Source organism: Roseiarcus sp. (assembly GCF_049514155.1).
Lineage (GTDB): Bacteria > Pseudomonadota > Alphaproteobacteria > Rhizobiales > Beijerinckiaceae > Roseiarcus.
The window spans coordinates 17,487-35,824 of the sequence record NZ_JBEKVH010000022.1; the positions used below are offsets into that span (position 1 = coordinate 17,487).

General features: G+C 67.1%; 21 protein-coding genes. 9 read left to right on the forward strand and 12 right to left on the reverse strand.

Features of this window, described 5'->3' with window-relative positions:
* Positions 1-17: 17 nt before the first annotated feature.
* The 3 genes from ABSF49_RS05215 to ABSF49_RS05225 all read right to left on the reverse strand — a co-directional run bounded on the left by ABSF49_RS05215 (position 18) and on the right by ABSF49_RS05225 (position 1,607).
* Positions 18-458 carry a hypothetical protein gene (locus ABSF49_RS05215; protein ID WP_424111572.1) on the reverse strand — a complete coding sequence of 147 codons (441 nt, stop codon included), beginning with the start codon at positions 456-458 and terminating at the stop codon, positions 18-20.
* A 99-nt stretch (positions 459-557) separates the two neighbouring features.
* Positions 558-1,133: an LOG family protein gene (locus tag ABSF49_RS05220; protein WP_424111573.1), complete on the reverse strand. Its 576-nt coding sequence runs from the start codon at positions 1,131-1,133 to the stop codon at positions 558-560.
* 63 nt (positions 1,134-1,196) lie between these two features.
* On the reverse strand, positions 1,197-1,607 hold the full coding sequence (locus ABSF49_RS05225) for a Ros/MucR family transcriptional regulator (RefSeq protein ID WP_424111574.1): 411 nt from the start codon (positions 1,605-1,607) through the stop codon (positions 1,197-1,199).
* Positions 1,608-1,976: 369 nt separating this feature from the next.
* On the opposite strand from ABSF49_RS05225, the gene ABSF49_RS05230 reads away from it, so the two are divergent.
* The 6 genes from ABSF49_RS05230 to ABSF49_RS05255 all read left to right on the forward strand — a co-directional run bounded on the left by ABSF49_RS05230 (position 1,977) and on the right by ABSF49_RS05255 (position 6,745).
* Complete coding sequence (locus tag ABSF49_RS05230; protein WP_424111575.1) at positions 1,977-3,914, forward strand: ABCB family ABC transporter ATP-binding protein/permease; 1,938 nt, start codon at positions 1,977-1,979, stop codon at positions 3,912-3,914.
* Between the two features lie 60 nt (positions 3,915-3,974).
* Positions 3,975-4,673: a phosphatidylserine decarboxylase gene (locus ABSF49_RS05235; RefSeq protein ID WP_424111576.1), complete on the forward strand. Its 699-nt coding sequence runs from the start codon at positions 3,975-3,977 to the stop codon at positions 4,671-4,673.
* Positions 4,674-4,686: 13 nt separating this feature from the next.
* Positions 4,687-5,487, forward strand: coding sequence for a CDP-alcohol phosphatidyltransferase family protein (locus ABSF49_RS05240; RefSeq protein WP_424111577.1), 801 nt, complete (start codon positions 4,687-4,689; stop codon positions 5,485-5,487).
* Positions 5,488-5,633: 146 nt separating this feature from the next.
* Positions 5,634-5,852 carry a translation initiation factor IF-1 gene (gene infA / locus ABSF49_RS05245; RefSeq protein ID WP_113893366.1) on the forward strand — a complete coding sequence of 73 codons (219 nt, stop codon included), beginning with the start codon at positions 5,634-5,636 and terminating at the stop codon, positions 5,850-5,852.
* A gap of 41 nt (positions 5,853-5,893) precedes the next feature.
* Entirely contained in the window at positions 5,894-6,526 is a 633-nt protein-coding gene (locus tag ABSF49_RS05250; protein WP_424111578.1) for a Maf family nucleotide pyrophosphatase, read from the forward strand.
* A 3-nt stretch (positions 6,527-6,529) separates the two neighbouring features.
* Positions 6,530-6,745, forward strand: coding sequence for a DNA gyrase inhibitor YacG (locus ABSF49_RS05255; RefSeq protein ID WP_424111579.1), 216 nt, complete (start codon positions 6,530-6,532; stop codon positions 6,743-6,745).
* A gap of 22 nt (positions 6,746-6,767) precedes the next feature.
* Here the strand turns inward: ABSF49_RS05255 and ABSF49_RS05260 are convergent, their stop codons facing one another.
* From ABSF49_RS05260 to ABSF49_RS05275, 4 genes are all read right to left on the reverse strand, one after another.
* Positions 6,768-8,909: a S9 family peptidase gene (locus ABSF49_RS05260; protein WP_424111580.1), complete on the reverse strand. Its 2,142-nt coding sequence runs from the start codon at positions 8,907-8,909 to the stop codon at positions 6,768-6,770.
* Between the two features lie 199 nt (positions 8,910-9,108).
* A complete protein-coding gene (locus ABSF49_RS05265) occupies positions 9,109-10,089 on the reverse strand; it encodes a GNAT family N-acetyltransferase (protein WP_424111581.1) in 981 nt (326 codons plus the stop codon).
* Between the two features lie 47 nt (positions 10,090-10,136).
* Entirely contained in the window at positions 10,137-10,430 is a 294-nt protein-coding gene (locus ABSF49_RS05270) for a GYD domain-containing protein (protein WP_424111582.1), read from the reverse strand.
* A 227-nt stretch (positions 10,431-10,657) separates the two neighbouring features.
* Complete coding sequence (locus tag ABSF49_RS05275; protein WP_424111583.1) at positions 10,658-10,927, reverse strand: putative quinol monooxygenase; 270 nt, start codon at positions 10,925-10,927, stop codon at positions 10,658-10,660.
* A gap of 578 nt (positions 10,928-11,505) precedes the next feature.
* Between ABSF49_RS05275 and ABSF49_RS05280 the strand changes: the two genes are divergently transcribed.
* Positions 11,506-11,661 carry a putative quinol monooxygenase gene (locus ABSF49_RS05280; protein WP_424111584.1) on the forward strand — a complete coding sequence of 52 codons (156 nt, stop codon included), beginning with the start codon at positions 11,506-11,508 and terminating at the stop codon, positions 11,659-11,661.
* 163 nt (positions 11,662-11,824) lie between these two features.
* Here the strand turns inward: ABSF49_RS05280 and ABSF49_RS05285 are convergent, their stop codons facing one another.
* On the reverse strand, positions 11,825-12,043 hold the full coding sequence (locus ABSF49_RS05285) for a hypothetical protein (protein WP_424111585.1): 219 nt from the start codon (positions 12,041-12,043) through the stop codon (positions 11,825-11,827).
* Between the two features lie 821 nt (positions 12,044-12,864).
* On the opposite strand from ABSF49_RS05285, the gene ABSF49_RS05290 reads away from it, so the two are divergent.
* Positions 12,865-13,815, forward strand: a complete 951-nt coding sequence (locus ABSF49_RS05290; RefSeq protein ID WP_424111586.1) for a DMT family transporter — start codon at positions 12,865-12,867, stop codon at positions 13,813-13,815.
* Here the strand turns inward: ABSF49_RS05290 and ABSF49_RS05295 are convergent.
* On the reverse strand, positions 13,763-14,767 hold the full coding sequence (locus ABSF49_RS05295) for a Gfo/Idh/MocA family protein (RefSeq protein WP_424111587.1): 1,005 nt from the start codon (positions 14,765-14,767) through the stop codon (positions 13,763-13,765). The two genes, ABSF49_RS05290 and ABSF49_RS05295, sit on opposite strands and share 53 nt — an antisense overlap.
* A gap of 143 nt (positions 14,768-14,910) precedes the next feature.
* Between ABSF49_RS05295 and ABSF49_RS05300 the strand changes: the two genes are divergently transcribed.
* Positions 14,911-15,528, forward strand: a complete 618-nt coding sequence (locus ABSF49_RS05300; protein ID WP_424111588.1) for a TMEM175 family protein — start codon at positions 14,911-14,913, stop codon at positions 15,526-15,528.
* A gap of 1 nt (position 15,529) precedes the next feature.
* Here the strand turns inward: ABSF49_RS05300 and ABSF49_RS05305 are convergent, their stop codons facing one another.
* The 3 genes from ABSF49_RS05305 to ABSF49_RS05315 form a co-directional block, all read right to left on the reverse strand.
* The gene (locus tag ABSF49_RS05305; protein WP_424111589.1) at positions 15,530-16,561 is read right to left on the reverse strand and encodes an aldo/keto reductase; all 1,032 of its coding nucleotides are present in this window, start codon (positions 16,559-16,561) and stop codon (positions 15,530-15,532) included.
* A 152-nt stretch (positions 16,562-16,713) separates the two neighbouring features.
* Positions 16,714-17,493: an ATP-binding cassette domain-containing protein gene (locus ABSF49_RS05310; RefSeq protein WP_424111590.1), complete on the reverse strand. Its 780-nt coding sequence runs from the start codon at positions 17,491-17,493 to the stop codon at positions 16,714-16,716.
* Positions 17,490-18,338, reverse strand: an 849-nt coding sequence (locus ABSF49_RS05315; protein WP_424111591.1) for an ABC transporter permease, incomplete at its 5' end; no start/stop codon positions are given. The genes ABSF49_RS05315 and ABSF49_RS05310, both read right to left, overlap by 4 nt.

Genomic DNA, 18,338 nt, shown 5'->3' on the forward strand with positions numbered 1-18,338 from the left:
AGCGGCGGCGCCGTCCGTCACTCGGTCAGATTGATCTTCTTGTCCTTGCACAGCTCGACGCCCTGAGCGTCGGTCACCGCGCCGTCCTCGAACACGGCGTGCAGATCGAACAGGCACGCCTTGTCGTGCGCGAGATGCGCAATCGTCTTCTTGCCCGCCGCGAGCGGACCGGCGATCTTCTTGCTGTCGGGAGTCCCCGAGATCGCGCCGACGAGCGAAGTGAGGCCGACCGCGCGGCTGTTGGTCACCTCGACCGCGATCGTCGCTTCGGCGGGCTTCTTCGGCTTCGGCTTGGGCTTCGGCTTGGCCGGCGTCGCGTCCCCCGCCGGCATTGTAACGGCGCCCGCCGAATCGGCCGCCGGCAGTGGGGTGGTCTGGGCGAAGCCGGCGCCGGCCGCCAGCAACGCGCCGCCGCACAGCGCGCAGACCGCCAAAGTCAACTTCCGTTTCACGTTCATGCCGCATCCTCCGCTCGGGACGCGTTTTCCCGACGCCCCGCACACGGTCGCGAGAATGACACTATCGCGCGCCGAGGAAAAGAGCGCCGAGCCGCGCCGTCACGCAGCCGGCGCGGCTAAACGGCGCGCCGCGGCGCTGAGCATCGGCAGCGCGTCTTCGATCTTCTCGGCGACGAGATAGCGCACTTCGAATTGTTCGCGAACGAAGCCGAGGTTGCGCATGTGGGCGAACAGCGCCAGCAGCGGCCGCCAGAAGCCGTCGATATCCGCGAGAAGCACGGGCTTGCGGTGGCGTTGCAACTGCACCCAGGTCAGCTGCTCGACCAGCTCCTCGAGCGTGCCGACTCCGCCGGGCAGCGCGATGAACGCATCGGCGCGATCGAACATCAGCTGCTTGCGCTGATGCATGGAGTCGACGACGACGAGCTCCTGCGCGCCAACGAGGGCGTGTTCGCGCGCGACCAGAAACTTGGGGATAATCCCGGTGACGCGACCGCCCGCCGCGAGCGTCGCGCGCGCCAGCCGGCCCATCAGTCCGTCGCCGCCGCCGCCGAACACAAGCCCGATGTCGGCTTCGGCGAGCGCGCGACCAAGCGCATCGGCGGCGTCCGCGAAACGCGGATCCGTTCCCACGCTCGAGCCGCAATAGACGCAGACGTTGCGAATGGGTTCCATGCGCCGATCTGCGGCGAGACCGCCGCGCGCGTCAAGCCGCGCGGCGGCGGTGCCGATCGCGCGTCACTTGGCGCGGCGACGACGCTGCTGGCCGAGGCCCATCTGTTTGGCGAGCGCCGAACGCGCCTTCGCGTAAGCCGGCGCGACCATCGGGTAATCGGGCGCCAGGCCCCACTTCTCGCGGTACTGCTCAGGCGACAGATTGTATTGGGTGCGCAGGTGACGCTTCAACGACTTGAACTTCCGTCCGTCCTCCAGGCAGACGATGTACTCGTTGGTGATCGACTTCTTGGGCGACACCGCCGGCTTGGCCGCCTCGGGCGCCGGCGCGGCCGCGCCGCTGGCGACGCGCACGATCGCCGCGTGGACGTCGTTCAGTAGCGCCGGCAACTCGCTGGCGGGCACTGAATTGTTGGCGACATAGGCCGAAACGATTTCGGCCGCGAGTTCAACGTGATTATTCGATTCGCTCATACCGAAAGAAGCTCCCGATACGCCGCAGCAGTTTCGACGCAGAAATTGCTCGAGATCCCGCCACGACTCAAGTCATTCAGAAAACGCCGACACTCGAATCGCGCGCTAACAGAACGCGTATCTTTTATCGGCAAACAATCTCCACTTCAAGACTGATTCCGACCCTTTTCACTGTGTTTCGTCAAGTTGAATTCGCGAATATTGTCGGTCCATCGGCGTCGAAGCAAGAATCACTCCAGTGAAACCTGCGCCGCGGCGGCGGCCCGGTCCGCGGCGGCTCCACGCGCGCGCCATTCGCCCTCGGGACGGGCGGGGATGCTTTCTGCGCCGCGCGCCCCTATATCTGGGCGGATTTCGCCGCGGGACCTCATGCAGCAGCCAAAGATTTCCAGTTTCTTCGCCCCGCGCCGGCGCGGGGAAGCTCAGGGCACCCTGTCGGGCACGGTGCGCCGCCTTTGGCCGTACCTGTGGCCGGGCGATCGCGCCGACCTGAAGGCGCGCGCCGGCCTGGCGGTGGTGCTGATGGTCGCCTCGAAGCTGGTGACGGTCGCCACGCCCTACGCGCTGAAATGGGCGACCGACGCGCTCGCGCCCGCGGTCAGCGGCGCCGGCGCGCCCGCGCTGGGCGCGCTCTCCGGCGCGCTGGCGCTGACCGCGCTCTACGGCCTGATGCGGATTCTGATGTCGCTGACGCAACAGGGGCGCGACGCCCTGTTTGCAGCGGTGGCGATGAACGCGGTGCGCCGCCTCGCCAACGAGGTCTTCGTCCACCTCCACCAGTTGTCGCTGCGCTTCCACCTCGATCGCAAGACCGGCGGGCTGACGCGCGTTCTCGAACGCGGCCGCAACGCGATCGAGACGATCGTGCGCACGTCGATGCTGACCGCGGTCCCGACGGTGGTCGAATTCGCTCTGATCTCGGCGGCGTTCCTCTATTCCTTCGACTGGCGCTACGTCGCCGCGATCACGGTCATGGTGATCGTGTATCTGGTCTACACCACCATCGCCACCAATTGGCGCATCGGCATCCGCCGCTCGATGAACGAAAGCGACACCGACGCCAACACCAAGGCGATCGACAGTCTGCTCAACTTCGAGACGGTCAAGTATTTCGGCGCCGAGGCGCGCGAAGCGGCGCGCTACGACCGTTCGATGGCGCGCTACGAGCGCCTCAGCGTCAAGACCTACGTCTCGCTGGCGGTGCTCAACGCCGGCCAGGCGATCATCTTCACCATCGGCATGATCGCCGTGCTGGCGATGTGCGTCGCGGGCATTCGCAGCCATCGCAACAACATCGGCGACTTCGTGCTGCTCAACGCGATGATGCTGCAACTCTACCAGCCGCTCAACTTCATGGGCATGGTCTACCGCGACATCAAGCAGGCGATCGTCGACATCGAGATGATGTTCGTCATCCTCGGCGAGCGCCCCGACATCGCCGACCGGCCAGGCGCGCGGCCGCTCGCCATCAGCCACGGCGCGGTGCGGTTCGAGAACGTCGACTTCGCCTACGATCCGGCCCGCCGCATCCTGCGCGGCGTGTCGTTCGAAGCGCCGGCCGGGCGCACGGTGGCGATCGTCGGCCCGTCGGGCGCCGGCAAGTCGACGATCTCGCGGCTGCTGTTCCGCTTCTACGAGCCGTCGTCGGGGCGCATCACCATCGACGGCCAGGACATCGCCGAAGTGACGCAAAAGAGCCTGCGCGCCGCGATCGGCATGGTGCCGCAGGACACGGTGCTGTTCAACGACACCATCCTCTACAACATCCGCTACGGCCGCGACGACGCGACCGAAGAGGAGGTGAAGGCAGTCTGCGAGGATGCGCAGATCGACGCCTTCATCCGTTCGCTGCCGCAAGGTTACGGCGCGATGGTCGGCGAGCGCGGCCTGAAACTCTCCGGCGGCGAGAAGCAGCGGGTCGCCATCGCCCGCACCATGCTGAAGGGGCCGCCGATCCTGCTGCTCGACGAGGCGACCTCGGCGCTCGACAGCTTCACCGAGCGCGAGATCCAGGCGGCGCTGGAGCGGGTGTCGAAGGGCCGCACGACGATCATCATCGCCCACCGGCTGTCGACCGTCGTCCACGCCGACGAGATCCTGGTGCTCGACAAGGGCGTGATCGCCGAGCGTGGAACCCACGACGCGCTGCTGGCGCTGGGCGGCATCTACGCCGGCTTGTGGAGCCGTCAGCGCGAGGTCGACGCCGCCGAGGAGGCGCTGCGGCGCGCCGGCGCCGCCGACCAGGAGGAGGACGCGGCGATCGAGGAGGACGCGCCACTCGCAGACGAGGCGGGCCTCGAGGCCTAGCCGCCCGTGACTTTTGCGGCGATTGGCGCCAGAACACCGGCCTCGCCCGTGAGATTTCCCATGTCGGTCGTCGACTCCATTCGCCGCCAGCTGACGCCCATCCATCCGCAGGGCTACGTCTTCATCGCCGCCTTCGCCGCGGCGACGCTGATCCTCGGCTGGATCTGGACGCCGCTCGGCTGGATCGGCCTGATCGCGACGCTGTGGTGCGCCTATTTCTTCCGTGATCCGGCGCGGGTGACGCCGCTCGGAGCCGAGCTGGTCGTCGCCCCGGCCGACGGAATCGTCTGCTTCGCCGGTCCGGCGACGCCGCCGCCCGAACTCGGCCTCGGCGCCAAGCCGCTGCAACGGGTGTCGATCTTCATGTCGGTGTTCGACTGCCACGTGAACCGCGCGCCGGTCGAGGGGCGGGTCAGACGGGTCGCCTACCACCCCGGCGCCTTCCTGAGCGCCGATCTCGACAAGGCAAGCGAAGCCAACGAGCGCAACGGATTGGTGATCGAGAACGCCGCCGGTCCGTTCGGAATCGTCCAGATCGCCGGCATGGTCGCCCGCCGCATCGTCTGCTTCACCCAGGAAGGCGCGCATCTGGCCGCCGGCGACCGCTTCGGCCTCATCCGCTTCGGCTCGCGCGTCGACGTCTATCTGCCCGACGAGGCGCGCGTCATCGTCGGCCTGCGCGCGCGGGCGGTGGCGGGCGAGACGGTGATCGCCGAATTCGGCCGCAGCGGCCCGCCGCGCCAGCACCGCCTGAGCTGACGGGCGCCGGCCGATGACCGAACTGCCGCCGAATCTGACGCCCACGATGCGCCCAGGGGGGCCGCGCCCGCCCTTCCGCGCGGTGCCGCTCAGGCTGTTGATCCCCAACCTCGTCACCCTGCTGGCGTTGTGCCTCGGCCTCACGGCGATCCGCTTCGCCTTCGAGGGCGCGATCGAATGGGCGGTCAGCGCCATCGCCGCCGCCGCGGTGCTCGACGGGCTCGACGGCCGCATCGCCCGCGCGCTCAAGGGCACCTCGCGCTTCGGCGCCGAACTCGACTCGCTCGCCGATTTCGTCGACTTCGGCGTCGCGCCGGGCGTCGTGCTCTATGTCGCCGGTCTCGACGCGATGAAAAGCCTCGGCTGGCTGACGGTCCTCGTCTTCGCCATCGCCTGCGCGCTGAGGCTGGCGCGGTTCAACGTGACGCTCGAAGATCCGTCGATGGCGGCGTGGCGGAATCACTTCTTCGTCGGCATGCCGGCCCCGGCGGGCGCGATCGTCGGCATGCTGCCGGTCTATCTGCGCCTGTTGCTGACCGACGCGTCGAACCCGCCGCATTTCGTTGCGGTGGAGATCGCCTATGTCCTCGTCGTCGCGCTGCTGATGGCGAGCCGCGTGCCGCATTTCTCCGGCAAGTCGATCGGCCGCGTGCCGCAGGCCTATGTCGCGCCGGTGCTGATCGGGCTGGCGGCGGCGCTGCTGCTGATCGTCAACTTTCCGCTGCAGTCGCTGGTCGCCTTGTCGATCGCCTATCTCGCCGCCATTCCCTGGAGCGTGCGCCGCTACCTGGCGATGGCTCGTCACAACGGCTGAAGCGAGCCCCTTGATCCGCTTTGCCGTTTCCCCGCGGCGGGATTTCATATAGGGTTCGCGCGTTTTTCGCCGGGCCGCTTCGTCGGACGACGGGTTAGAAGACCCTCGCGCCCCGCGTCGGCCCGGCGCTGGCAAGAAAGGTCCAAATGTCGAAGGAAGAACTGCTCGAATTTCCTGGTTTCGTCGTCGAACTGCTGCCCAACGCGACGTTCCGCGTCAAACTCGAAAACGACCACGAGATCATCGCCCATACCGCGGGAAAGATGCGCAAGAACCGCATCCGCGTGCTGGCCGGCGACAAGGTGCTGGTCGAGATGACGCCCTACGACCTGACCAAGGGCCGCATCACCTACCGATTCAAGTAGGCGCGAATCGCCATGGACGCTTCGCGCGCGAGGAGCGCCGCGTGACCGACGCCGCCGATCGCCCCTGCTTCATCCTCGCTTCCGGCTCGCCGCGCCGCCTCGCGTTGCTGGCGCAGATCGGCGTCGAGCCCGACGCGGTGATCCCCGCCGACATCGAGGAGACGCCGCGCCGCAACGAGTCGCCGCGCGCGCTGGCCCAGAGGCTCGCCGCCGAGAAGGCGACCATCGCCGCCGCGGCGGCGCGCAAACGGCCGGAGCTCACCCCCGCGATCACGCTCGCCGCCGACACCGTGGTCTGCGTCGGCCGGCGCATCCTGCCCAAATGCGAGATCCACGACGAAGCCGAAGATTGCCTCAGCCTGCTCTCCGGCCGCGCCCACCGCGTCTACACCGGGCTGAGCGTGATCACGCCGCTCGGCGGCCAGCGCAGCCGCCTGGTCGAGACCCGGGTCCGCTTCAAGCGCCTGTCGCGCGTCGAGATGAACGCCTATCTCGCCAGCGGCGAATGGCGCGGCAAGGCGGGCGGCTACGCCATCCAGGGCCTGGCCGGCGCGTTCGTGCTGCGGCTGGTCGGCTCCTACACCAACGTCGTTGGCCTGCCGCTCGCCGAGGCGGCGAACATGCTGGTGGGCGAGGGCTATCCTGTCCACCGTTACTGGACTCCGGGCGCCTGAGCGATGGCGCGGACGCCTCAACAGCGCGCGGAGGCGAAGGCAGCGGCCGCAGCCGAGCGCAAGACCTGCGCGATCTGCGGCAAGCCGCGCGATCCGCGCTACGATCCGTTCTGCTCGAAGCGCTGCGCCGACGTCGACCTCCACCGCTGGCTGAGCGGCGTCTATGTCGTGCCGGGCGCTCCAACCGCCCCCGACGAGCCGGACGGCGAAGAGGCGTGAAGCCCCCTCGCTGCGCTTCGGCTCACCCGGCCGTCTGCGCTTCCCCCTGCCCCGCTCGCGCGCCGATCCGCCCATCGGCGCAGGCGATGGCGAAGGCGTAGATGCGGGCGACGTCGTCGAGCCGTTCGAGCCGGCCGGACGCGCCGCCGTGGCCCGCCTCCATCGCCGTGCGCAGCATCACCGGACCGCCGCCGGTCATTGTCGCCCTGAGCTTGGCGACCCATTTCGCCGGCTCCCAATACGTGACGCGCGGATCGGTCAGGCCGGCGAGCGCGAGGATCGCCGGATAGGGTTGCGGGCGGACGTTGTCGTAGGGGCTGTAGCCGCGGATCGACGCAAACGCCGCCGCCGAGCGGATCGGATCGCCCCATTCGCGCCATTCCGGCGGCGTCAGCGGCAGGCTGCCGTCGAGCATGGTGTTGAGAACGTCGACGAAAGGAACGTCGGCGACAATGCCGGCGAAGCGCTGCGGCGCGATATTGGCGACCGCGCCCATCAGCATGCCGCCGGCGCTGCCGCCGTGGGCGACGACGCGGCTCGCCGCGCCATAGCCCTCGGCGACGAGATGGCGCACGGCGGCGAGAAAATCGCCGAAGGTGTTGGGCTTGGCGGCGAGCTTGCCGGATTCGTACCAGCCCCAGCCCTTCTCGGTGCCGCCGCGCACATGGGCGATGGCGTAGACGAAGCCGCGGTCGACCAGCGACAGGCGGTTGGTCGAGAAGCCGGCCTCCATCGCATGGCCATAGGCGCCGTAGCCGTAGACGAGCAGCGGCGCGCTTCCGTCGAGCCTGAGGTCGCGACGATACATGAGCGAGATCGGCACCCGCTCGCCGTCGTCGGCGCGGGCGAAGACGCAGCGCGCGACATACGCCGAGGCGTCGAAGTCCTTCGGCGTCGCCTGCTTCTTGCGCAGGATGCGCTGGCGGTGAGCGAGGTCGTAATCGTAGATCTCCTGGCTGCAGGCCATCGAGGCGAAGCTGAAGCGGAAGGTCGGCGAATCGAACTCGTAGACCGGCTCGAGCGCCAGCGTGTAGGTCTGCGCCTCGAACGCGATCTCATGCGCGCTCCCATCGGCGAGCGCGTGGACGACGAGATGGGGAACGTTGTCCTCGCGCGCCAGCAAGACGAGGAAGTCCTTGAACAAGGTGGCGCGCTCGATCAGCCGCCCCGGCTTGCGCGGCACGAACGGCCGCCAGTTGGCCTCCTCAGGCGCCTCGCGCGGCGCGACGACGATCTGAAAGTCGGCCGCGCCGCCGCTGTTGGCGCGGATGTAGAAGACGTCGCCGTGGTCCATCGCCTCGTAGCGAAAGCCGGGCCGGCGCGGCGCGATCAGCCGCGGCCTGGCGGCGGGATCGCCAAGGTCGACGACATGCGTCTCCGACGAATCGTGGCCGTGGACCGAGATCATCGCCGATCGGCCGAGGCGCGCGCCGCGGACGGCGATGAAAAAGGCGGGATCGGCCTCCTCGAAGATTTGGACGTCTTCGCTCTGCGGCGTCGCCAGCCGATGCAGCATCACCCGCCACGGGCGATGATCCTCGTCCTGCTCGACATAGAGGAAGCCGCCTGAGTCGGCGGTCCACACCGCTTCGCCGGTGGCGTTCTCGACGCGATCGCCAAGGTCGGTCTCGCCGGCGAGGTCGCGCACGCAGATCGCGTACATTTCCGAGCCCTTGTCGTCGGCGCTCCAGGCGAGCTTGGAATGGTCGGGCGACCAGCGGGCGAGCGACAGGTGGAAGAACGCCTTGCCTTCCGCACGCGCGTCGCCGTCGATGAGGATCGTCTCCTTGCCGCCGGCGCGCGGCTTGCGGCAGAAGATGCGGTGCTGGCCGCCATGGCGGAAACGCGAATAATAGGCGTAAGGCCCGTCGCTCTGCGGAACCTCGCTGTCGTCCTCCTTCAGCCGCGCGCGCATCTCGCGCGCGAGCTGGCGCTGCAGGACGCGGGTCGGCGCCAGCACGGAATCGGCATAGGCGTTCTCCGCCTCCAGCAGGGCGCGGATGTCGGCGGGCAGAGTCGTTGGGTCGCGCAGCACCTCGCGCCAGTTGTCGGCGCGGATCCAGGCGTAGTCGTCGATCCAGGCGACGCCGTGGGCGTGGCGTTCTTGCGGCCTTTTGGCCGCAATCGGCGGCGTCGGCGCGCCGCGCTGCGCAGCGTCGGTCATGGCGGCGGGACTCCCTTCGCGCGGGGGACCGCCTATTGCCACGGGCGGGGCGGGAGGGGAAGAGCGGCGGCGGCTCAACCGCGCCGCATTGACCCCGCCGGGCAAGATCGCGGCCCCGGAAAACCGGGCGACGAGCGACCTCGAACCGAGGCATGAAGCTATCAAGAACCTTGCGCAGTTTGGGACGATCGCCAAGCCTTCAAGAGCGAACGGCGATCGTCAGGCGCAGGCGGCGACGCAGGTCGAATCCGATCGCCTCGTACAGCCGCCGGGCGGGGTTGGCCGGCAGCACGTGCAGGATCGGGGTCCTTCCCTCCGCGTGGAGCCGGTCGGCCAGCGCGCGCATGAGCGCCTCGGCGTAGCCGCGTCCGCGATATTCAGGCGCCGTACAGACGGCGCTGATCTCGACATAATCGGCCAACCGCAAACGCTCGCCCGCCATGGCGGCGAGCACGCCGCGGTCGGTGCGCACGCCCAGGAAGCGCCCCATCCTGTGCGTCTGGGTTAAGAAAGGGCCTGGCGCTGTCAGGCCCGCGAGCGCCAGCATTTCGCTGGCGTCGGAATCGCCCAACCGGAGCATCGCGCAGGGCTCGCGCGAGCGCCGAGGCGTCTGCTTGCGACAGAGCATCTGATCGAGCGCCTCTGCGTGCGCGAGGCTCCATTCTGGCGGCGGGTCGAGCAGATCGGGCGAGAAAAATGCAAAGCGCGCGCCGGGGATCGCCAACGCGGCGAGATCGGCGAAGGCCTGCGCAGTCGGCGCCGCAAGCCCGGCGAGCGGAGAAACGTCTGGCGCGAACCGGCGCGCCAGTCCTGCTCCGAAGGCCATGCTCGCCTGCGGCCCGGTGAGCGCGGACCAGATTGGATTGTCGAGAGGGTCGGCGGGACGCATGGCGAACCGGTCGGAGGAATTGGAGCCGTCGCCCGCCGAAGTTCGTTCGGCGGTCAGTGGGGATTTGATACGAATAGCGCAGCCCCGTCGTCGTATCGCGACGCCGGACGCAAACGCAAGCGCGCGCTTCGCACGGGGCGGACGCCATCGTGATGATTTGGACTGTCGATCAGCGCGGGCTTGTACGCCGATCGGCCTCGCAAGCTCCCGATTGGCGTTGCTTCGCCGGGATCGATCCGGGTCAGCGAGCGAGGCGTCGCGTGTAAAGTGCAACGCCTCGCCAATTGTCATGACGAAGCGGAGCGGTCCGTCCCCTTCAATGTCACCGCAGTTTGAAGCTAAGCGACGTGCTCCAAGATCTTCTCCATCTCTTTCGCCGTGAAGGCGCGCAACGTCTGGATGTGAACATTGCCGGCCTTTGCCGTATTCAAAGCGAATGCGGCGCCGGCGACATCGTCAGGCGCTTCCGAGATCGCGACCAAGTCGTACTGCCCCTGCGTCCAGACGATTTCCTTGATCGTTATCCCGGCCGCCGCCGCAGCCTTCTTGGCGGCTTCCACGCGCTTGACCGTATCCTTGATGTTTTTCACACCTTGGTCGGTGAAAGTGTAAAGCGTTACATAGGTGGCCATTGTGTTTCCTCCCGTCGCGGAGATTTATCGTTTGAAACGCCGCCCAGTCTCCACCATGGGCGCGCGCCGGCCATTATTTCGCCGCGCGCACTTTCTCGAAGCGCGCGGTCGAAACGACAGTTTAGGCGAGGTGATCGACGCCGCGCGGAGCTTGTCGAGCGGGTCGCGACGCGCCGCAAGCCGGCGCATCGACTTCCAGAGAGGCGCGATAAAGCCGGTAAAGCCGCTCACGCGTTGCTGGTGATCCAAATCGTTGGCGCGCCAACCACCCCGGCTTTCTGCATAGCCTTCTTCAGCTCCTCGCTCTTGACGAAGGCTTGCGCGGCCTCTCGCGTGGCGAAATTGTGGGTCACCGTGATATCGTTGGGGTTGTCGGCCGCTTGGTATACGGCTTGGGCTTCTACGCCATTCGCCTTTTGAATCGGGGCGAAATCGTCGTAGATTTTGCGCCAAGTCTTATAGTCCGAGACCGTGTGTCTCACGAACATCGTCACCATCGGACATTCCTCCCAAAACTATTCTTTTCGCCTGCGCCTTTAAGAAGATCGGCGAAGGGTGTTCAGGGGTATCACGGCGCCGCGCAGGCGACAAATGACGGCATCTCGCTGTTCCTTTCCGTCGTCAAAAATTGGCAAGGTCGGCGCTGCGACAAAACTTGGCGATCTCCGCACGGCGTCGAAGCGCGGCAGGATCGGAATCGGTCGATCGCAGCAATTTACACGAACCTGACTACCCAAGCGGCCCGCTCCGCGGCCGGCATAGTGTCGGCGTTCGAGGAACGATCCATTGCTGCAGAATGGCGTCGATGGGCGCGAAGCTGACGCGCACTTGCCGAGTTTTGTCCGTCGACGCTCGCCAAATCGCCGACTTTTCGATGTGGCGCCGCGTGGAGGGACGCGAAGCGGCAAAGGACGACAAGAGTCGGCGCAGGCGTTCTAAGCCGCACTACGCAAAGGAGTTCCGAGGCGACCGGTCCTGCGCGAAGGGTTCTCGCTTTCCGGGCGCGCGATAGAAGACGAAGCTGAGAACTCGGCGCGATGGTTCGCTTCGGTCAAATCATAGCAGAGCAGGCGAGATGGAGATCGACCTCTTCGCCAGACTTCAAGGACGTCCGGGCGCTCAGCGCGAAATGAAGAAAGCGATCCACGACGTCCAGGTTCCAACCCGCGCCGAACCGGGATGTCTTGACGACCATGCGTTCCAATCGATCAAGGATCCGGAGGAATTCTAAGTCCATTCGCGCTGGCGTGGCCTGGCGGCGTTTGAAAACCACGTTCGGCAAAGCCACACCATTCGGTTCTCCGAGCGGATTGAGAAGCTGATGGATCAGCCTCTAAGCCCCGTGCTTGCCGAACTGATGCCGTAAGGCGCGGTTTGCCGACTCGCGCGCCATCTCAGCGCGTTTTAGCGGACGCTCGCTTCTTACGCGTCATGCTGACCGAGACGCCGAGGTTCGTCGCTTTTTGACGCGTTGCGGCCTCTGTTCGCTTGAGAGCTTTCGCAATCTTTGCGACCGGTTCCTTGCGAGCCATACCCTTAAGCAGGCGGACGTCGTCTTTCGACCAAGGTCGCCGAATTGGCGTCTTCTTCGAGCGTGCAATAGTCTTGGCCATGTCGTCTCCTGTTTGGCGCGTCTCTGGTGCGAACGGCGTTATGCATGAAATCCAATCGCTTGCAAAGCTTGTGAATCACCGCGACCAACAGTCACCGCCGACTGCATCAATAGGCCCGACAGCCTTTGCTTCAATGTCCACTTCGGAGGCGCTACGACCTCCGACTGAACGGCAAGGTAGGGCGCAAGGCGATCGTTGAAACGCCCCCACGCCCCCCGAAGGCCGGAATCTCTTTCTGTTCTACAGAATACATACTATCCCACTCCTTCGTCGTTTCCACAGCCAGTCGGAGCGCGCCGAAGGAGGCGACCCGTGACCCAAGCGCCCCTACTCTCCCCGGCCGGCCGCCGCTGCGCGGTGCGGGAGCGCGAATTAACCTCAAGCGGCGCGACGCCCCGCCGGGCGAAGACGGCTCGCCGATCGCCAAGGTCGCCCTTGACGCGCCGCAAGCCATTGACTCGTAAAGGCTATGCCGTCGCCAAGACTTGACAAGACTTGACGAAACTTGACGCCCCGCTTGACGGCCAGTCCCTTCTCCCGCCTCGCGGCAGAAGGTGGCGGCGAAGCCGCCGGATGAGGGCGCGTCCGCCCTCGCTTGCGGCCCCGGATCGTCCTCGATCCCGCCCACCGCCGGTTTCGGCGCGGCGATCATCGCCTGGTTGGGCGGGCTCGCCGGGCCGCCGACGGCTTCTCCGAACCGCCGCGCCTAGTCGAGCGTTGTCCGTCGAGCCGGCGCCTTCAGGCCGCATCCTTCGTTCACAAACGCGCGATTTTGATCTCGCGCCGGCCATCGTCCGCGCAAATCAGTTATCGAGTGGCCAATGTCCGTCAGTTCGCGCCTTGAAGGCGCGCTCCCCCTCCTGCCTTCGAATGTCGACCGCTCCGGCGTCCTCGCGATGATCGTGGGAACGTTGATCACCGCCTGGTCGGGGGTGCTCGTGCGCCTGATCGACGTCGGACCGTTCGCCGCCGGCGCCTGGCGGCTGGCGCTCGCCGTGCCGGCGCTGGCGGCGTGGGCTAGGCTGGCGCGGCGCGACAAGCGTGACGCTGCGAACCTCCGAGGTTCCCTCGGCCCGCTGATCTTCGCCGGCCTCGCCTTCGCGCTCAACATCGGCTTCTTCCACATCTCGCTGACCGGCACCAAGATCGCCAATGCGGCCTTCATCGGCGCGGTCGGGCCGATCGTCACGGTCGTCGGCGGCGTGCTGTTCTTCCGCGAGCGTTCGCCGTCGCGGATCTGGCTGGCGCTTGGGTTGGCGTTGTTGGGCGCGTGGACGATGGCCGGAATGGCGGCGCCGAATCGAATCGGATTCGGCGATTGTTTCGCTCTCTGCTCGTCGATCGCCTATGCGAGCTATCTCCTGTTGATCAAGCAGGTCCGTGTCAGGCTCGACGCCGTGCGGGCGACGCTGTGGTCGGCGGCGATTTCGGCCGTCGTCCTCGCCGTCGCGGCGTGGCTCCACGGCGAGAAGCTGATTCCGTCGAGTGCGTTCGGCTGGATGATCGCCGCGCTGCTGGGCTTGGGCGTCCACGCGCTGGGCCAGGGCTTGACCTCGGCGGCGATGGGCCGCGTGACGGTCGGCGTCATCGCGCTGGTGATCCTCGCGCAGCCGCCGTTTTCGGCGCTCGCCGCCTGGACCGTGCTCGGCGAGGGGATGACGCCGCTGCAGATCGCCGGCGGCGCGTTCATTCTCGCCGCCGTGCTGTTGTCGGGCCCGTCTACGGCTTCTCCCAGCCGCCGCTCTTCGCCGAGCGGAACAGCGCGTCGATGACGCGCATGTTGGCGATCGCGTCCTCGATCGGGAATTCCAGCGGCGCTTCGCCGAGAACGGCGCGCGAGAACGCGTCGCCTTGCAGCGTGTATTGATCGCAGGTCGGGAATTCCTCGATCTTGGCGCCGCCGCCGACGAGATCGACGCCGCTGTCGATCGTGATGCGCATCGGCCGATCGATCAGCGCGTTGAAGGGAACGGCGACCTCGACCCGGCCGGCCTCGCCGACGATCGTCACCCGCTGATAGTCCTGGATCTGGGTGGCGCAGGTGAAGGTCAGATGGCGGCCGCCGGGGAACTCGATCAGCGCGCTCGCCAGTCGATCGGTGCCGAACTTCGCATCGACGTCGAGGCTCGCAACGACCCGGGTCGGCTCGGCGCCGAAGACGAAGCGCGCGGTCAGGATCGCGTAGCAGCCGATGTCGTAGAGCGCGCCGCCGCCCGGCGGCTTGTTGCGGATGTTGTCGGCGTCGAGCAGGCGATAGGCGAAAAAAGTCTGGATCGCCCGCGCCTCGCCGATTGCGCCCGATCGCGCGATCTCGCGCGCGCGCCGCCACTGCGGATGATGGCGCACCATGAACGCCTCGGCGACCAGCTTACCGGTCCGTGCGCGCGCGGCGACGAGCGCTTTCGCCTCGTCGGCGTTAAGCGCGATCGGCTTCTCGCACAGCACGTGCTTGCCCGCGTCGAGCGCGCGGACGGTCCAGGCGACGTGCAGCTCGTTGGGAAGTGGATTGTAGATCGCCTCGATCGCCGGGTCGGCGAGCAGTTCCTCGTAGGAGCCGTAGGCCTTGGCGATGCCGTGCGTCAAGGCCGCCGCCTTCGCCTTGGCGAGATCGCGCGACGCGATCGCGTCGACGCGCGCGACCTCGCCGCGCTGCATGCCGGGAATAACCCGCTTGAGGCCGATATCGGCTGCGCCGAGCACGCCCCACGAGACTTTACGCGCCATCTTGTCCTCCCCTTCGCGATCAGCGCCGCACAATAGCGATTTTTCGCCGCGACGGAACCGCCGCCGGGCTTGCCGCCGCGCGCGCCGGCGCCCTATCGTCGCCGGATCGGCTTGCTTCTCAGCCGCCGGACGGGAACGCGCCTATGGCTCAAGCGGAGAACGCCTTTTCCAAGGCGCGGCTCGAGGCTTTTTCCGACGGCGTGCTCGCCGTGATCATCACCATCATGGTCCTCGACCTGAAGGCGCCGGAGAGCGACGACCTCGCCGCGCTCACCAAGCTGTGGCCGTCCTTCGCCATCTATGTCGTCAGTTTCGCTTTCGTCGCGATCTACTGGATCAACCATCACGCGATCATGATGGCGGCGCGGCAGGCGACGGTGAGCCTGATCTGGGCCAACAACGCGCTGCTGCTCTGCCTGTCGCTGATCCCGTTCGCCACCGCCTATGTCGGCAAGACGCACATTTCGCCGCTGGCGACGATGGTCTACGCGGCGCTGCAATTCGCTTGCGGGCTCGCGTTCATGCTGACCTACTCGACCATCGTCGCCCAAAGGCGCGACGATGCGGAATTCGTGGCGGCGGCGCGAGCGCGCCGGTGGCAGAACCGCGCCGCCAACATCGTCTATCTCGTCTCGATCCTCGTCGCCGCGATCAGCCCGGTGAGCGCGCTCGCCCTGTTCGTCGCCGTCGCCGTCGCCTATGTCGTGCCCGGCCTGTTCAACGAGGCGCCGCTGCCGCGCTCGGCGCAGTCCGAGGGCTAGCCTATTTCTCCGCCGGAACGCGGCCCTCGCTTTGGCGCCCGATCATCCAGCCCGGATATTCGGGCGGCAGGGCGCTCGCCTTGTCGAGCGTCGCGATCTCCTCGGCGCTGAGCGTCAGCTTGGCGGCGGCGAGATTGTCGTCGAGCTGCTCGATCGTCTTGGCGCCGATGATGACGCTCATCACGCCCTTGCGCTGCAACAGCCAGGCGAGCGCGACGCGCGCGACCGACGCGCCGTGCGCCTCCGCGATCGGCCGCATCGCGTCGACGATGGCGAAGGCGCGGTCCTTGTCGACCGGCGGAAAGTCGAACGCGACGCGGCGCGCCCCCTCCGGTCCCTTGCCCTCGCGCGCGAACTTGCCGGTCAGCAGGCCGCCGGCGAGCGGGCTCCACACCATCACGCCGAGCCCCTGATCCTCGACCAGCGGCACGATCTCGCGCTCGAGGTCGCGCCCGGCGATGGTGTAATAGGCCTGAACCGTCTCGAACCGGGCGAAGCCGCGCCGCTCGGAAATCCCCAGCGCCTTCATGATCTGCCAGGCGGCGAGATTGGAGCAGCCGATCGACCGCACGAGCCCGCGCGACACGCAATCGTCGAGCGCGCGCAACGTTTCCTCGATCGGCGTGACCGGATCGAAGCCGTGGATCTGATAGAGGTCGACGTGGTCGAGGCCGAGCCGCTTCAGGCTGCCGGCGATCTGATCCATGATGTGGCCGCGCGACAGGCCGACTGAATTCGCGCCGGCGCCGGTGCGGCCGCGCACTTTGGTGGCGACGATCACGTCTTCGCGATTGACCTTCAAATCGCGCAAAGCCTGGCCGAGCATGACCTCGGATTGGCCTTCCGAGTACACGTCGGCGGTGTCGATGAAGTTGACGCCGGCGGCGAGTGCGCGCTCGACCAGCGCCGTCGCGCCCTTCTGATCGACCGTTCCGATGGCGCGCCAGATCCCGGCGCCGCCGGCGAATGTCATGGTTCCGAGGCAGATTTCCGAGACGAACTGGCCGGTGCGGCCAAGCGGACGATAGTGCATGAAAGGAGGCTCCTTGCTCGACGCGATGCCTGAGCCGCGCGCGGCGAGCCAGGATAGGCGGCGGCTCGCGTCATGTGCAAGCCGCCAGTGACCGAACGCGGATTTGACCAGAATCGATACGTGACGCCGGTCTGCGACAGGAGTCGCTCGGCTCAGGCGGCCTGCTCCGTCGGCGGGGCGAGCGCGCCGGTCATCATCGCCACCGCTTCCGACATGGTCTGCTTGCGCGGGTCGATGACGGCGAGCCGCCGGCCGAGCCGATGGATGTGGATGCGGTCGGCGACTTCGAACACGTGCGGCATGTTGTGCGAGATGAGGATGATCGGCAGGCCGCGCCGCTTGACGTCGAGGATGAGTTCGAGCACGCGGCGCGATTCCTTGACTCCGAGCGCGGCTGTCGGTTCGTCCATGATGATGACGCGGCGCGCGAAGGCGGCGGCGCGGGCGACCGCGACGCCCTGGCGCTGGCCGCCCGAAAGCGTCTCGACCGGCTGATTGATGTTCTGGATCGTCATCAGGCCGATTTCGTTGAGCTTCTGGCGCGCGAACTTCTGCATCGCGGCGCGGTTGAGCAGCCGGAACAGTCCGCCAATCCCGCCTTTCACCCGGATCTCGCGGCCGAGGAACATGTTGTCGGCGATCGACAGGGCCGGCGACAAAGCGAGGTTCTGGTACACAGTCTCGATGCCCGCCTCGCGCGCCTCGATCGGCGACTTGAAATGCACGATCTCGCCGGCGAGGCGAATCTCGCCCGCGTCCGGAGTGATCGCGCCGCACAAAGCCTTGATCAGCGTCGACTTGCCGGCGCCGTTGTCGCCGATCACGGCAAGGATCTCGCCGGGATAGAGGTCGAAGTCGGTTTGGTCGAGCGCGACGACGCGCCCGAACCGCTTCACCAGGCCGCGCGCCTGCAAGATTGGTTCGGCGGTCATTTCGAAACCCTCCGGATCCACTGGTCGAGCGCGACGGCGACGATGATCAGCACGCCGATGGCGAATTCCTGCCACAGCACGTCGAGTCCGGCGAGCGACACGGCGGAGCGGAAGACGCCGACGATCAGCGCTCCGACCATCGTGCCGACCATCGAACCGCGGCCGCCGAACAGGCTGGTGCCGCCGATCACCACCGCGGTGATGCTGTCGAGGTTGGCGTTCTCGCCGGCGGTCGGGCTGATTGCGCCAACGCGGCCGATCAGCGCCCAGCCCGCAACCGCAGCGATAATTCCGGCGAGCGTGTAGACGCTGAACAGGATGCGGTCGGTGTTGATGCCGGCGAGCCGCGCCGATTCCGGATCGTCGCCGGTCGCATAGAGGTGGCGGCCGTAGGCGGTGCGATTGAGCACGTACCAGAAGACCGCCGCGATCAGCAGCATGAGGAAGGTGCCCCACATGATGCGCGCGGTGCCCACCTCGAGCTGATTGCCCATGATTTGCAGGAAGTAGGCCTTGTCCTCAATGTCCTGCATGCCGATCGTTTCGCTCTGCGAATAAAACGTGTTGAGAGCGCCGATGATCGACAGCGTGCCGAGAGTGACGATGAACGGCGGCATCCGCATGCGCGTCACCAGCACGCCGTTGAGGCCGCCGAAGAATGCGCCGCAGATGAGGCCGATCGGGAATGCGAGGATGGTCGGAACGCCATCGAACACCGCGAGGCGGCCCATCACCACCGACGAGATCACCATGATGACGCCGATCGACAGGTCGATGCCGGCGGTCAGGATCACCAGCGTCTGTCCAACGCCGAGAATGCCGGTGACCATCACCTGGGTCAGGAT

Excerpts from the sequence above, each read along its gene's own strand:
- ABSF49_RS05215 (WP_424111572.1), bottom strand. The coding sequence starts at position 458 with ATGAACGTGAAACGGAAGTTGACTTTGGCGGTCTGCGCGCTGTGCGGC.
- ABSF49_RS05220 (WP_424111573.1), bottom strand. The coding sequence starts at position 1,133 with ATGGAACCCATTCGCAACGTCTGCGTCTATTGCGGCTCGAGCGTGGGA.
- ABSF49_RS05225 (WP_424111574.1), bottom strand. The coding sequence starts at position 1,607 with ATGAGCGAATCGAATAATCACGTTGAACTCGCGGCCGAAATCGTTTCG.
- ABSF49_RS05230 (WP_424111575.1), top strand. The coding sequence starts at position 1,977 with ATGCAGCAGCCAAAGATTTCCAGTTTCTTCGCCCCGCGCCGGCGCGGG.
- ABSF49_RS05235 (WP_424111576.1), top strand. The coding sequence starts at position 3,975 with ATGTCGGTCGTCGACTCCATTCGCCGCCAGCTGACGCCCATCCATCCG.
- ABSF49_RS05240 (WP_424111577.1), top strand. The coding sequence starts at position 4,687 with ATGACCGAACTGCCGCCGAATCTGACGCCCACGATGCGCCCAGGGGGG.
- infA (WP_113893366.1), top strand. The coding sequence starts at position 5,634 with ATGTCGAAGGAAGAACTGCTCGAATTTCCTGGTTTCGTCGTCGAACTG.
- ABSF49_RS05255 (WP_424111579.1), top strand. The coding sequence starts at position 6,530 with ATGGCGCGGACGCCTCAACAGCGCGCGGAGGCGAAGGCAGCGGCCGCA.
- ABSF49_RS05260 (WP_424111580.1), bottom strand. The coding sequence starts at position 8,909 with ATGACCGACGCTGCGCAGCGCGGCGCGCCGACGCCGCCGATTGCGGCC.
- ABSF49_RS05265 (WP_424111581.1), bottom strand. The coding sequence starts at position 10,089 with ATGACAATTGGCGAGGCGTTGCACTTTACACGCGACGCCTCGCTCGCT.
- ABSF49_RS05270 (WP_424111582.1), bottom strand. The coding sequence starts at position 10,430 with ATGGCCACCTATGTAACGCTTTACACTTTCACCGACCAAGGTGTGAAA.
- ABSF49_RS05275 (WP_424111583.1), bottom strand. The coding sequence starts at position 10,927 with ATGGTGACGATGTTCGTGAGACACACGGTCTCGGACTATAAGACTTGG.
- ABSF49_RS05280 (WP_424111584.1), top strand. The coding sequence starts at position 11,506 with ATGGAGATCGACCTCTTCGCCAGACTTCAAGGACGTCCGGGCGCTCAG.
- ABSF49_RS05285 (WP_424111585.1), bottom strand. The coding sequence starts at position 12,043 with ATGGCCAAGACTATTGCACGCTCGAAGAAGACGCCAATTCGGCGACCT.
- ABSF49_RS05290 (WP_424111586.1), top strand. The coding sequence starts at position 12,865 with ATGTCCGTCAGTTCGCGCCTTGAAGGCGCGCTCCCCCTCCTGCCTTCG.
- ABSF49_RS05295 (WP_424111587.1), bottom strand. The coding sequence starts at position 14,767 with ATGGCGCGTAAAGTCTCGTGGGGCGTGCTCGGCGCAGCCGATATCGGC.
- ABSF49_RS05300 (WP_424111588.1), top strand. The coding sequence starts at position 14,911 with ATGGCTCAAGCGGAGAACGCCTTTTCCAAGGCGCGGCTCGAGGCTTTT.
- ABSF49_RS05305 (WP_424111589.1), bottom strand. The coding sequence starts at position 16,561 with ATGCACTATCGTCCGCTTGGCCGCACCGGCCAGTTCGTCTCGGAAATC.
- ABSF49_RS05310 (WP_424111590.1), bottom strand. The coding sequence starts at position 17,493 with ATGACCGCCGAACCAATCTTGCAGGCGCGCGGCCTGGTGAAGCGGTTC.